The sequence below is a fragment of the Clostridium beijerinckii genome (assembly GCF_018223745.1).
Taxonomy (GTDB): Bacteria; Bacillota; Clostridia; order Clostridiales; family Clostridiaceae; genus Clostridium; species Clostridium beijerinckii.
Genome location: NZ_CP073653.1, coordinates 677,804 through 692,035, shown reverse-complemented (window position 1 = coordinate 692,035; position 14,232 = coordinate 677,804). Strand labels below are relative to the sequence as shown.

Annotated in this window: 11 protein-coding genes; all 11 read right to left on the bottom strand. The window is 30.6% G+C overall.

All coding sequences use genetic code 11. The annotated features are described in order from the left end of the window. Positions 1-40 precede the first annotated feature (40 nt). The 11 genes from KEC93_RS03325 to KEC93_RS03275 all read right to left on the bottom strand — a co-directional run bounded on the left by KEC93_RS03325 (position 41) and on the right by KEC93_RS03275 (position 14,225). Entirely contained in the window at positions 41-988 is a 948-nt protein-coding gene (locus tag KEC93_RS03325) for an ABC transporter permease (protein WP_077867751.1), read from the bottom strand. After that, complete coding sequence (locus KEC93_RS03320; RefSeq protein WP_077867750.1) at positions 975-2,069, bottom strand: ABC transporter substrate-binding protein; 1,095 nt, start codon at positions 2,067-2,069, stop codon at positions 975-977. The genes KEC93_RS03325 and KEC93_RS03320 overlap by 14 nt, the downstream gene beginning before the upstream one ends. Before the next feature lie 24 nt (positions 2,070-2,093). After that, on the bottom strand, positions 2,094-2,879 hold the full coding sequence (locus KEC93_RS03315; RefSeq protein ID WP_077867749.1) for an ABC transporter permease: 786 nt from the start codon (positions 2,877-2,879) through the stop codon (positions 2,094-2,096). 28 nt (positions 2,880-2,907) lie between these two features. Further along, positions 2,908-3,669, bottom strand: a complete 762-nt coding sequence (locus tag KEC93_RS03310) for an ABC transporter permease (RefSeq protein ID WP_077867748.1) — start codon at positions 3,667-3,669, stop codon at positions 2,908-2,910. Positions 3,670-3,729: 60 nt separating this feature from the next. Next, positions 3,730-5,097, bottom strand: coding sequence for a nitrogenase component 1 (locus KEC93_RS03305; protein ID WP_011967961.1), 1,368 nt, complete (start codon positions 5,095-5,097; stop codon positions 3,730-3,732). An 18-nt stretch (positions 5,098-5,115) separates the two neighbouring features. Then, complete coding sequence (locus tag KEC93_RS03300) at positions 5,116-6,675, bottom strand: nitrogenase component 1 (RefSeq protein WP_039773271.1); 1,560 nt, start codon at positions 6,673-6,675, stop codon at positions 5,116-5,118. Between the two features lie 231 nt (positions 6,676-6,906). Further along, complete coding sequence (locus KEC93_RS03295) at positions 6,907-7,896, bottom strand: ABC transporter substrate-binding protein (RefSeq protein WP_039773269.1); 990 nt, start codon at positions 7,894-7,896, stop codon at positions 6,907-6,909. A gap of 219 nt (positions 7,897-8,115) precedes the next feature. Beyond that, positions 8,116-8,985 carry an ABC transporter ATP-binding protein gene (locus KEC93_RS03290; RefSeq protein ID WP_077867747.1) on the bottom strand — a complete coding sequence of 290 codons (870 nt, stop codon included), beginning with the start codon at positions 8,983-8,985 and terminating at the stop codon, positions 8,116-8,118. A 215-nt stretch (positions 8,986-9,200) separates the two neighbouring features. Further along, positions 9,201-10,490 (bottom strand): O-acetylhomoserine aminocarboxypropyltransferase/cysteine synthase family protein, encoded by a 1,290-nt coding sequence (locus tag KEC93_RS03285; RefSeq protein WP_039773265.1) that lies wholly within the window; start codon positions 10,488-10,490, stop codon positions 9,201-9,203. Between the two features lie 343 nt (positions 10,491-10,833). Continuing rightward, positions 10,834-11,904 (bottom strand): sulfite exporter TauE/SafE family protein, encoded by a 1,071-nt coding sequence (locus tag KEC93_RS03280; RefSeq protein ID WP_039773263.1) that lies wholly within the window; start codon positions 11,902-11,904, stop codon positions 10,834-10,836. Next, complete coding sequence (locus tag KEC93_RS03275) at positions 11,904-14,225, bottom strand: heavy metal translocating P-type ATPase (RefSeq protein ID WP_077867746.1); 2,322 nt, start codon at positions 14,223-14,225, stop codon at positions 11,904-11,906. The genes KEC93_RS03280 and KEC93_RS03275 overlap by 1 nt, the downstream gene beginning before the upstream one ends. Positions 14,226-14,232: the final 7 nt, after the last annotated feature.

Genomic DNA, 14,232 nt, shown 5'->3' with positions numbered 1-14,232 from the left:
TCCCTTTTAATATCATAATAAAGCACTTGTTAATCACACTTTACTCTTTAAAGAATTCAATAGGATGTTCTGATTTATACGCTGCCAACTTTAATTGCACTTCTCCTAAAATTAATATTCCCGCTATAATAATGGATAAAATAATTAAAGTAAAGTTGTCTATTTTTTTATAGGTTTTATGATTTTTAAAAAGTGACTCTGGTTTTTCCCATAAAAACAACCCATTTTGTATATATCTGAAAAATCTATTTATAATAACTCCTAATATTATTATAATTACACAGCTCGCATATACTTTAGGTGCATCAAAATAATGATGTGCTCCGTTGTGCAGAAGATATCCAAGTCCTGAATTGACGCCCAACATTTCCCCAACGATTATAATAAAAAATGTCATTTGAACGCTTATTCTGATCCCAGCAAAAATGCTATGTGCAGATGCTTGAATATATACTTTGAATATTATATCAAATAACGAAATATTCATAGCTTTAACGTTTTTTATTAAATCCTTGTCGATTTGTTTTATCCCATTTAATGTTCCCAGTAATATCGGAAACACGCCAACCCATATAATTGCTGCAAGTCTTACCATTTCACCTGTTCCAAAAAATGCAATAAATACAGGAATTAAAGAAAAGGGATTAACTTTCGAAAAAATTCTAATTAAAGGTTCAAACATTAAATAAATATCATTATATTTTGCAAATATACTTCCTACAGCCACACCTATTAAAACGGCTGATAAAAGTCCAAATGTAAATCTCCACAATGTTGACATTATATGCATATATAGATCCTCATTTCCCCACAGATAACCTATTTCTCCTATAGTTACCGCAAAACTTGGAAATACATCACTATTTATAATTTTTGCTCTAGCTATAAATTCCCAGATTATAATCAAAATTATCAAACCTGATATTTCTATTAGTTTATCTTTAAGCTTTAAAAGAACATCTGTATTTTTTTCATTATTGTGCCTCAAATTTATGTGTTATAATATCATCTACTTTAATAGCTCCTTTAGGAATAGCTCCTGTGTTCTCTAAGTCTTCAATCCATGGATTTATAGTCTGTTCATCAATTTTCGTAGTTTCAGAATAATAGTGATTTCCTTTTACTTCAGTTCCTATAAATTCACTAGTTAATTTTGCTGTTTCTTCAACATTTGCATTCGCCCATTTTTGTGCCTTAGTCATAGCTTTAACAAATGCTGCTACTTTATCTGGATGTTTTTCTATAAAACTATCTGAGAAATAGTATAAATAAACTCCAGTTGCTTCACCAAGTCCCGCTTCTGATGAATCTGCAATTTGAGTAAGTCCTGCTTCTTGCGCTGCATCGAAAAATGGCGGATGAACACCTATAATATCAACTTGTCCAAGTTTTAAAGCTTCAATTTTTTGAAGATCTGTTTCAAATGTAATCCATTCAAATTTATCTCTTGAAACACCTTTAGTATCTGAAATTTTATTAGGAATGAAATCTTCACAAGTATTAGTATAACCAGCTGACTTAAGTTTTTCATTGCCTTTATAATTTGTTAAGTCATTCCATGTTTTAACTCCAGCAGCTACTGCATCTTTATTCACGTAGAACCTCATATGTCTCAATTTAGGATCTACTCCAGGACCAGGTTCAATTATTGAGCGCCCTACTGCTTTAATTTTTGATCCCCCATATACCTTAAGCGCTAATGCATTCGGATGTGTATCCGCTACATCATTATCTCCAGACAAAATTGCAGGTGTGACAGCATCACTACTTAGTTCACCAGTAAATACTAATTTCAATCCTTCCTCTTTAAAAAATCCCTTTTTATCTGCTACCAAAAAAGGGGCTAATGTACAATCTTTTCTTGTTGCCGTTTTTATTGGAAATAAATCATCACTACTAGTAGAAGTACTATCATCACTTTTTGCGCTACTATTAGCTTCCAAGGATTCAGATGGAGATGAATATTTCGTCTTACCAAGTTGCGCTCCTATAATAATACCTCCTATAACCAAAACTGCTATTACTGCTTGAATAACTCTTTTTACTTTTTTTTCTTTTTCTATTGCCATTATAATTTCCCCTCCTTAAATATATTAAAAAGTTTTTTCTCTCCATACAAATAATTTGCTCTCTAATATGGTTAATATTTTATTTATAGTTATCCCTAATGCAGCAACAAATAATGTTCCTCCATATAAGTTAGGAAGATTATATTGTGTTTTCGCAATACTTATAAACCATCCTAATCCAGCTGATGAACTCAGCATTTCTGCTGAAATAACTAATATAAAAGCTATTTGCGCGCTAAATTTAATACCAGTAATAATATCTGGTAATGCTGCTGGTAAAATTACTTTGAAAAATTCTGTTTTAGGTGATGCTCCAATTGTTCTTGCTGACTTTATTAGTAGCTTATCTACACCTTCTACGCCAGCTATAGTGTGAAAAATAATTGGCCAAACTGCAACCCAAAAAATTATTATTACTTTGCTAAATTCTCCTATTCCAAAAAACAACATGAACAAAGGGAAAAGTGCAAACGGATTGAGTTTTTCGAAAAATTGTAAGATTGGAATTACGTAATTTCTCAACTTCTTTGAAATAGAAGCTAAGAAAAAACCTATTAATAATCCTACTATTAATGCCACAAAAAAACCTATTATAGCTCTTTTAAATGTCAGTAATGTATGACTAAGCAAATCACCCTTAAATATATTTGTAGCCAATTGATTAAATACTTTTAATGGTTCAGGAATAATTCCAGTATCTAAAATTCCAGTTGAAGTCGCTAAATACCAAATTACAAAGAATGCTGCTGTTGATAAAGTGCTAAAAATCAATTTTCCTATTTTAGATATTACTTTGTTTTTTTCCTTCACGTTACTCACCTCTTTCCTTATTTATACACTATTCTTCCTTTAAATTATCTTCCCAAACAATTATTGAGCTTTTTAAATTATCAGCTAATACCGATATTAATGTTCCCACTATTGCTATAGTCAAAATTCCTACATATAATTTAGGTACATCATAATTTTTTTGAGAATTAGAAACAATCCATCCTATTCCTGCTTCGGAACCAACCATTTCGGTACCAATAAGCATAGTAAATCCTACTGTTAATGCTGTCTTTATACCAGTAAATATTCTACTTATGCTTCCCGGAAGAATAACATTGAAAAATATTTGTATTCCAGTAGCTCCCATTGATCTTGCACCTTTAATAAAGATTGGATCTATTTGATTTATTCCTGCCATTGTTGTAAAAAGCATTGGCCATAATATAACCCAGAAAATAATACTTACTTTACCTGCTTCTCCAATTCCAAATAAAATTATAAATAATGGAATTAAAGTAAATGGATTAACCTGAGAAAAATTTGTAAACAGAGGATTAAAGAAGCTTGCTAAATTAGGAACCCATCCTCCTAAGATAAATCCAGCTGGTACTGCTACAATTGTAGCTAAACTAAATCCTATTGCCATTCTCTCAATACTTATAGCAATATGGATAAATAATTCGCCACTTAATGCCATCTTAAACATTCTTAATGCTACAGTTGAAAATGCCGGTATAAATTGAGTATCTAATATTCCAGTTCTAGCTGCTAATTCCCATATTAAAAAGAAAATAGCTACAACAATAATATTTACATATCTTTGTTTCATTCTTCCTGTCACACCTTTCCAAATTATTTAAAATTATAAGAAATATCATCATAAAAACTTTTATGATGTTATTATCTTTGTATCTGTTGCTGTGACTATAGTATAAAGTCTTTCTAGGAATGTTAATGCCCCTCTATAACCAACATAACATCTATCAATAACAATTTCATTTGACACAGGAAGAGCAATTTCCATAATATATCCTTTCAATTCTTTTGATAAATCTCTATCCCATGATGTACCAAAAATTATTGGTGCTCTACCCTTGAAATCAGTATTTCTAATGATTTCATCTATTGTATATCCATCTTCAGCATATTCAACTTCAGTAGATACACCTTCTGAAAGATTTTCAAATTGATTACTTATTTGTTTTCGATATTTTTCTGGTGGATTATCTGTAATAACCTGTATAGCTGGAACAAAACCTAATTGGTCTGCCAAAAATCTATTAAGTGCTAAACCATAAGTTGAATCACTAATTACAGCATACATTGAGGTTACACTCCATCCATACTCTGCATAGAATTCTGAAAAACTATCTAAATAATGATAATATCTTTTTTCTTCCCTTTTTATGAAGTCTTCAACCTTTCTCTTGTTCTTACCTGAAAACTTTGCTACTTTTCTAAGAAAATCCGTTGTCTCCTTTGCGCCAATTGGCACAGTAGGAATATGCAAAAATGGTTGTTCATATTTCTTCTCAAGATATTCTGCTATTTCAAGGCCAACCCATGGTGAAAGTACAAGATTAAACTGCGCTTTAGGAATGCTTTTCCATTCTTCTACACCATTACTCTCTACCCCAAAGAAAACATTAACCTTAAAACCTGACCCTTCCAATATTCTTTTAATTTCTTCTAAATCTCCACGCCAAAATGTATTTTGATAAGGTACTTCTGACCATAAATTAATAAGTTTATCTTCTTTTTCACCAATATAATCACCTACAAATTGATCAATTATAGCTTTAATAACTATTTCATGACCAATTAAATTATTTCCTTTGAATCCACCTGTATCTGCATGAACTATTGGAAATCCTAACTCCTGAAATTCTTTTACAACTGCGCCTATGTCATCTCCTACTAATTCGCCTATACACCCATTTAGCACTACGTATAAGTCTGCTTTAACTATAAGTAAAGTACCCTTAATTAACTCTCTTAACTTTTTTTCTCCACCAAATACAACTTCTTTTTCTGTTGCATTAACGGATGGGATTACGGGACCGGCACTATATCCACCACCTTGAGCGCCATTACTCATTAATACACCGGATTGTTTTGATGTACATCCTGGCCCACAATGTGTGATTGGCATAGCATATGGAATTGCTGATACTGATGCAAGTGCTCCTATTGCACATCCATAGCGCACTTGTTCTATAGAATTTGTTCTCACTATCTCTTTAACTTTTTTACTCATCTATCTTCTTAACTCCTTCTAAATAGCTGCTGCTCTTCTTGATTCAAGTAATTCATTAAATTTCTGATCTAAAAGGTTAGGATTTTTAGCTAATACATATGGATCAGATTGTTCTAACCACCAGTCTGTATACTGCATTTCTGTATGTTCTTTCAGAATGTTATGGAATTTCTTTTTTGCTAAAATATCTAATATCTTGTTTCCCAGATATATCATTCCCTGATAACCTATTGTTAAACTTTCATCACTTAAAGGTGCAGCTGAAATTCCCAATTTTGATGCAAGTGGTGATAATCCTCCATGTTTTATTAAAATAAAATCTGGATTAACTCTTTTTAGCAAGCTATAAAATTGATACTGTTGTCTGTTGCTAACACTAAAGTTTTTAACATCTCCATAATTATCGACTAAGTGTTTTAAGGAATCTGCTTCTACATTTCCACTATCATATACTGGATCATGATGGAATACTAAAGAACCATCTACTGATATTCCTAGTTCTCTAAGTACTGTGATAAGACCATGAGAATATCCAGAGCCAGTTGAAGTGAATCCTTTTACTCCTTTTAGTTTCTTCCTTAATTCATTGATAATAGGTTCAACTCTCTTATGTTCTTTTTCAATATATTTTTCAACTAATTCTTCTCTATGAGTTACTCTTCCTATTTCTCTAAGCCATGCATCAGTTCCCTTGAATCCATATGGTTGCGGAGCTTTTATTTCTGGAACTCCAAAATACTGTTCTAAACCAGCTGAAAGATAAGAGGATAATGTATAACAGAAGCTTACGGTACCCGCTGCTTCTGATAGCCTTTCCAAATCCTCAACACTTGCTAAGTCAATTACAAAATTAACTCTAAGCCCAAGCTCTCTAAACATTGGGGTATATACATCTGATCCCCAAAGTGTAATAATATTAATTAAATCTTCCTGCTTTTTAGGATGCTTGTTTACTATTTGTCTTAAGATACCATGCTGTGTAGCGTCAAATCCTGTAGTCCAGTGCTTTGACTTAAAACCTTCGCAAATCAATGGCACTATTGGAATTTTAAGTTTTTTTTCATATTCAGATGCTACACTTTCAATATCTTCTCCAATTATTCCAGTCGCACATGATGATACTATAAAAATAGTCTTTGGTTTATACCTCTTATATGCATCTTCAACTGTCTGTTTTAACTTCTTTGTTGCTCCAAAAACCATATCACCTTCAAGTAAATTAGTGCTCATAATTTTTACATTTTCTATTGGGAGATTTCTTGTTGCAAGTCCAAAACGGAATAGTCTGTTATTTCCAACTTGTCCAGCACCACATCCAATTGGTGAATGTTGTATTAATACTGCATCTCTAACCTGACCTGCTTGACACTCTACCATTTCCTCAGAACATCCAGAGCCTTGAGCAAAGGGGCCTTCTATTTCACATAGTCTACAACTGCCATTTTTACTGCCGCACCCTCTTCCATTATAGTCAGATTGCTCTACAAGTTCCGCTGCATTACCATCCCAAGCTATAATTGTTCCCAATCTTGTTTCACGCTTTTCTACTTCTGCAATATTTAAATTTATTTTCTTCATGCTTCTCCACCTTTCTTAATTTTTTATTGCTTTTAAACCATAGCTATAAGTAATTAATGTTGAAACAGTTTTTTTTCATAATTATACAAATCGGTAATTTAATAAAAGAAAACTGGAGGATGTATATTCTATCTTTTAATAAAATATATATCCTCCAGTTTTCTAGTCAGACACATAAAATTGTATATTCTAATCTTTGGTTCTTTTCTATGGTTAATATCTAAAAGTTTGCTAATCCCAAAATGGTAACACATCTGCAAAAATACTCTTAAGAAAATTCTCTTCATTTAAATCACTATTAATAATTCCCATTGATTTTTGAATATGTATATATTCCTTTAAATTTTCTTTACCTGTTTTAACTGAAGGCATCCACATAAAATATTTTGTTTTAGCTTCTTCATCCTCACTTACATTTTTTATATATCCTTTTTCCACAGCATTACTTAAAGATTTATCCTTACCTTCCTCAACATCAGCCGCACCTTCAATCCACGCGCGTAAAATACCTGCTGTCTTTTCTGGATACTTGTCAGCAATCTCACTTCTTACTCCAGCAAAATTAATATAAAAATAACTATTGCCATGATTACCATGATTATTGCCTGATGAATTTTCACTATCTATAAGTCCAGTTTTATATATAACATTAATATTATTATCTTCTCTATTTATATCCCAAACCACAGCAGCATCAACCTCTCCATTTTCAATAGCTGTTGTTGGATTTTCATCCTTTAAATAAACCCATTTAATACTATTATCATTTATATTATTTTTATTTAATACATTAATGGCAGCGGCCATAGTTCCATCTCCTTGATTTACAATACCTATTCTTTTATTTTCTATATCGGTAATTTTTTGAAGATTACTATCTTTTGATGTTATAATTTCAATTGCACCGCTTGTAATACCCATACTAACTTTCATATTAATATTAGGATTATTCCATTTTAAAAATTTATAATCGCATGTAAATGCATCAATATTTCCATTCTTTATTTTTTCTTCAACTTCATTATCATTAATTTTTACTAATTCTACCTTTACTCCTTCTTTCTCAAAATATCCATTTTCATATGCCGCAAATAAAGGCAATTCAGTAAAATTTCCAATATATCCTATTTTTACTATATCGTCATTTTCATATAATTTTGAGCATCCTGTAAACATCAATGCTAATATCACAATAGTTAATATAAAAAATTTATTCTTCATTAAAATCTACCTCTTTAATTGCTTTGTGAAACTAAACTTAAGCTGCTTCATTATCACCTGCTTTAAAAATAAATTAACAACATCGGAATTATACATATACACTAGGATTATTTCTATAATCTCTTACATCTTATGTGTCTCATCTTTTAATCCATTAAAAACTAGTGAAAATTTTAGTTAAATAGCTCCTATTATGATTTTGCACACTAAATAACAACTTTATAATGCTATTGCAGGAGTTATTTCTTTTGAAATGATCAATTCATCATCATACTTCTCTTTTTTCTCTTCTGTTTTATTATGAAGATATTCATATATCTTATTAGTTATCCTGTTATAATCCGCTGAAGCTCTCATATCAGAATTTGTTCTTGGTCTTGGTAGATCTATACTAACTATTTCTTTTATGGTTCCAGGATTTCTAGTCATTACTACAACTCTATCTGCAAGAAGAACAGCCTCTTCAATACTATGAGTAACAAAAATTATTGTTTTATTCGTTTTGTCCCAAATTCTCATAAGCTCATCTTGAAGATTTTCTCTAGTCTGAGCATCAACTGCAGCAAATGGTTCATCCATAAGCAACACCGCTGGATCATATGCAAGAGAACGCGCTATAGCAACCCTTTGTTTCATACCTCCTGATAATTCATGAGGATACCTGTTTTCAAAGCCTTTAAGTCCTATAAGCTCAATGAATTCATCACTTATTTTATTTCTTTCTTTTTTAGGAACTTTCTTTAATTCAAGACCAAACTCAACATTTTTTCTTATTGTTCTCCATGGAAATAATGCATACCCTTGCATTACGAATCCCCTGTCTAACGCTGGCCCATTAACAACTTTTCCGTCAATAGAAATACTTCCTGATTCTGCTTTTACTAAACCTGATATTATATCAAGAAGTGTTGATTTTCCGCACCCACTTGGACCAACAATTGCAATAAATTCTCCTTTACCAATTGATAACGAAAAATCTTTTAACGTTTGAAATTTTTCTTTTTTTGAATTTTCCTTTATATAATATACTTGACTTAAGTTATTTAATACAATTTTTGATTCTTTGCTTTCTACATTATTTACTGTCATAATATTTTCCTCCAAATTCATTATATTGTTCTTAAAATCATTAAGATAAGTAGCGTTAATACTATTTGCTATAATGCTATTATTTTACTTAAAATTATGTGATTCAAATATCAAAGAAGGCATTAAATAAAATTATATTAATCCTATTTAATGCCTCTAGCTTTCTAGTCAGCTTAATCCAAAATATTTGAACCTAGTTAATATGGCCTTTTAGTTTAATCTTCAAAGGCTTGTGATAAATCATAAATTATATCATCAATATGCTCTGTTCCTATTGAAAGACGTATTGTATTTGGTTTGATTCCCTGATCAAGTAATTCTTCTACACTTAGTTGTGAGTGTGTTGTACTAGCTGGATGTATTACTAATGATTTAACATCCGCTACATTTGCTAGTAATGAAAATATCTCTAGTTTATCAATGAACTCTTGAGCTTCTTTAGCATCACCCCTAATTTCAAATGTGAATATTGAACCTGCACCATTCGGAAAATATTTATTATATAATTCATTATCTGCATTTTCTGATAATGATGGATGATTAACTTTTTCAACTTTCGGATGTTTATTCAAAAACTCTATTACTTTTAACGTGTTTTCAACATGTCGTTCAACTCTTAGCGAAAGAGTTTCTAGCCCCTGCAGTAGTATAAATGCATTAAATGGACTTATACTAGCTCCAGTATCTCTTAATAAAATAGTACGAACTCTAGTTATATATGCTGCTGGTCCAGCCGCTTCTATAAATTTAATGCCATGATAACTCGGATCTGCTTCTGTTAATTGAGGAAATTTTCCTGAACCTAACCAATCAAATTTTCCAGAGTCTACTATTACCCCTCCTAAAGTTGTACCATGACCACCTATAAACTTTGTTGCTGAATGAACAACTATATCTGCTCCATGCTCAATTGGTCTAAAAAGATATGGAGTTCCAAATGTATTATCAACAATTAGGGGAATTTTGTGTTTATGTGCAATTGCTGAAAGTCCATCAACATCTATAATATTTGAATTTGGATTTCCAAGTGATTCTATAAAAATTGCCTTTGTATTATCTTGAATTGCATTTTCAAAATTTGATAAATCCTCTGGGTCTACAAATGTTGTTGTAATACCATAAGTAGGTAATGTATTTGCTAATAAATTATAAGATCCTCCATATATAGTTTTTGCAGAAACTATATGATCTCCTGCACGAGTTATATTTTCAATAGAATAAGTAATTGCCGCTGCTCCTGATGCTACTGCAAGACCAGCAATTCCTCCTTCTAAGGCTGCAACTCGGCTTTCAAAAACATCTTGTGTAGAATTTGTTACACGTCCATATATGTTGCCAGCATCAGACAATCCAAATCTAGCTGCAGCATGTTCAGAATTTCTAAACACATATGAAGTTGTTTGATAAATTGGGACTGCTCTTGCATCTGTTGCAGAATCTGGTTTTTCTTGTCCTACATGTACTTGTAATGTTTCAAATTTTAATTTTCTTTCTTGATTACTCATAATTTTTCCTCCATTTTATTTAATTATTTTTTGTAATTAATATCTTCTCTAAGTTTCTTGATTAATGTTTCTACTTTCGACAATTGCTTAGCTATGCTTATTATTATTGAGTAAAATTAAAAGGAGACTAATTTATCTTCTATAAGTTTAGAAAATAAATTTAGTCTCCAGTTTTCTGGTTAACTTCCACTAAGAAAAAATCTTCAGTATTCCGATAGTTTTTATAAGAAATGTATTTTTATTATATTATAACATTGAGATAACTTTGTCAATGAACAATTTGTATTTATTAACTTAAATATTTTGACTCTAAAATTATTTCAATATAATGATTACATATCATTTAATTAACATTAGAATCTATCTTATCTACTACACTTATTTTGCTTTTTATCATTCCCATTCCACACGTATATGGTATTTCTCTTATTTCTTTAGGCGTAAATTCAATGATATTCTCTCCTTCTTTCAAATGCTTATCAATATTTAATTCTGAAATAACAATCTCGTTATTACACTCATTTAATTTATCTTTTTCCACTTCTATAATCCATTTTACTGGCACATCTTTTTGAACACGTATCTCTGGAAATGAATCTTTCTCAAGCTCTGTAATTAAATTTTGACTACCTCCATTAATGTATGATGTATAAACTTTACTTGAATCTTTTGATTCCATTTTCATATCCATCGCATTAGCTCCAAATAATGCAAAACCTCTATTTATTAGTGAAAATCCTAATATAAAGACTAGTATTGCTCCCACTTTAGCTATTTTAACAGTATATCTTCTGTTTAACCGAGAATTTATAGTTCCAAATATCATCAAAACTGGAAGCGTGCCTATACCAAATAGAAACATAGAAAAACTTCCAACTATAATACTTTTACTTCCTAATGCATATAATTCTACTGTTTGAAGCGGTACACATGGCATTATTCCACTAATTAGACCTAAGAATATTGGTCCATAGTTTCTTCCAACTCCAATTTTTCTTATAATTTTTAAAGAAGGATTCCAATTGAACTTTCTTAAAAATTTTAAAAATCCCAATTGATTTATAGCAGTAATAATTATAAATATTCCTCCTATTATTGGAACAATCCCTTTAAGTATTTCAGTAAATCCAAGAACACTCCCAATTCCACCAGCAAGTCCACCAACAATAGTATATGAAATTATTCTTGAAGCATTATATAATAAATATCCGTTAAATTTTTTCTTATTTTCTACTTTACTCCCTAATACTTGAGAAATTGTAAAACCTCCGCACATAATGATACAATGAAAAGAACTTAGTAATCCGAAGATAAATATTATACCATAACTTGTGTTTGTATTAAGATCCGGCAGATATTTAAGCAATAGTATGTTTTGAAAAAAATTTATTACTTCATTTCCCCATTCATTCATCAAAAGCTCCTCCTTTCTCTAAAAAATGGCTTTTTGTTGCTTAGTCGCATTTTTAAACTTAATGAATTTAAAAGTACAGATAAAGAACTAGCTGACATTGTAATTGCAGCAATGGCTGGTGTTAAATGCCCTGTAGCTGCAAACGGAATTGCTATTATATTATAGATAAATGCAAAAATTAAATTTTCTCGGATTTTTCTTCTTATCTTTTTAGCCTTCTTAATCGCACTTGGTATAGAAAATAGATTACTATTCAAAATAATTACATCTCCTATTTCTATTGCCACATCCGTTCCACTTCCCATAGCAAAATTTACATCTGCTTTTGCCAACGCAACCGCATCATTGATTCCATCTCCTACCATTGCAACAGTTCTTCCATCAGCTTTTAACCTATCAATTACTTTTCCTTTTTCTTCTGGCAGTACTTCTGCGATAACACTAGTAATCCCTACTTTATCACCGATTTCTTTAGTGGATTTTTTATTATCACCACTTAACAGTATTACATCTATACCATTATTTTTTAGCTTCGCAATAGCCTCCTTAGCATCTTGCTTTATAGTATCAGATAACAAAATAATTGCTTCACAGTTATTATTTATGCCTATAACAATAACTGTCTTTCCATTTTCATAACCTTTATTTTCAATTAAATTACTTAGCGCATTATCTAAGCAAATACCTTGCTCCTTTATAAATTTTTCTGTTCCAATGATTATTTCATTGTTATTATAGATAGCAATTATTCCTCTCCCTGGAATAGCTTTAAAATCATCTGGATCTTCTATTTTTGCTGAAAAATCTTTCTCAATTTCTTCATATATAGCTTTACCTATTAAATGTTCTGATTTTTTTTCAGCAATTGCAGCAAGTTTTAGAATTTTTTCTTTTTCTAAATTACTCTTATCTTTTACAAATATAATTTGATCTACAGTTAGATTTCCCGTAGTAATTGTTCCTGTTTTATCAAATACAACTGTATCTAAGGTACATAATTTTTCTATGCTGGCACTATTTTTTATTAATATTCCTTCTTTAGCGAGATTTCCAATTCCAGTCATAATAGCAGTTGGCGTGGCAAGTCCTAGTGCACACGGACAAGATACAACTAAAACAGCTACAGAGTATATTATTATTTTTGATAAAAAGTAATAACTCCCTTTTAAGATAATGAAATACCAAATAATGAATGTAACTATTGAAATTAAAACAACCACAGGAACAAAAATGCTGCATACTTTGTCCACTAAATTTTGGATTGGAGCCCTGCTGTTTTGAGCTTCTTCTACCAGTTTTAGTATTTCACCAAATTTTGTTTTACTTCCAACTTTAGTTGCTTTAAACTTAAATGTGCCATACATATTCAAGGTGGATCCTATTACTTTATCTCCGATGCTTTTTTCTACAATGAAACTTTCTCCTGTAATCATTGCTTCATTTACTGATGAATTTCCTTCTAATATAATGCCATCTACGGGTATTTTTTCTCCCGGTCTTACTATAATTTTATCTTCTGGCTTAACTTCTTCTATTGGAGTATCTTTTTCTACTCCATTCATTTCAACTCTGGCTGTTTTAGCTTGTAGATTAAGTAAAGATTTTATCTCCTTTGAAGTCCTTCCTTTCGTTATTTCCTCTAAATATTTTCCAAGTAAAACAAATGTTATTACAACCATAGAAGATTCATAAAATACATTTTTTATCCCTGATGAGTTGGTTACTCCAAAGAATGATGTATATAAACTATAAAAATAAGTTACGGTTGTTCCTAATACCACAAGTACATCCATATTTAAAATTTTAGCTTTCACAGCAAAATAAGCTTTTTTATAAAATCTAGAACCTACTATAAACTGAACTGGAGTTGCCAATATAAACTGTAATCTCCAATCATGAAGGAAGAGAGTTTTATATCTTAAGCTTTCTAAAAATTTACTTAAGCTTGATTTGTTTAAAATGTCAAAAGATATACAACAGTCACTAGCTCCATTAAGGATCATCATTAAAATCATAGGACTGGTTAAAACAAATGATATTATTACTAATTTTCTTAATGTGTCGATTTCACTTTTTCTCTTATTAGGCACATGATTTTCTTCTGGATCGTATAAATAATATCCACTTTTCTTAAGTTTGTCTTTTATCATTGAAATAGAAATTATTTTACTATCATATTCAATATTAACCTTCTCGCTTGCATAACTGGCTTGAATATTTACTACTCCATTTAATGTTTTAATTGCATTTTCTATTATTATTGTACAAAGTGTACACGTCATTCCTTCTACTTTTAAAGTAGTTTTTTCAATCAAAAGCATCACCTCT

What these genes read in the sequence shown, in the direction of transcription:
- KEC93_RS03320 (WP_077867750.1), bottom strand. Translation starts at nt 2,069, where the DNA reads ATGGCAATAGAAAAAGAAAAAAAAGTAAAAAGAGTTATTCAAGCAGTA.
- KEC93_RS03310 (WP_077867748.1), bottom strand. Translation starts at nt 3,669, where the DNA reads ATGAAACAAAGATATGTAAATATTATTGTTGTAGCTATTTTCTTTTTA.
- KEC93_RS03305 (WP_011967961.1), bottom strand. Translation starts at nt 5,097, where the DNA reads ATGAGTAAAAAAGTTAAAGAGATAGTGAGAACAAATTCTATAGAACAA.
- KEC93_RS03300 (WP_039773271.1), bottom strand. Translation starts at nt 6,675, where the DNA reads ATGAAGAAAATAAATTTAAATATTGCAGAAGTAGAAAAGCGTGAAACA.
- KEC93_RS03295 (WP_039773269.1), bottom strand. Translation starts at nt 7,896, where the DNA reads ATGAAGAATAAATTTTTTATATTAACTATTGTGATATTAGCATTGATG.
- KEC93_RS03290 (WP_077867747.1), bottom strand. Translation starts at nt 8,985, where the DNA reads ATGACAGTAAATAATGTAGAAAGCAAAGAATCAAAAATTGTATTAAAT.
- KEC93_RS03285 (WP_039773265.1), bottom strand. Translation starts at nt 10,490, where the DNA reads ATGAGTAATCAAGAAAGAAAATTAAAATTTGAAACATTACAAGTACAT.
- KEC93_RS03280 (WP_039773263.1), bottom strand. Translation starts at nt 11,904, where the DNA reads ATGAATGAATGGGGAAATGAAGTAATAAATTTTTTTCAAAACATACTA.
- KEC93_RS03275 (WP_077867746.1), bottom strand. Translation starts at nt 14,225, where the DNA reads ATGCTTTTGATTGAAAAAACTACTTTAAAAGTAGAAGGAATGACGTGT.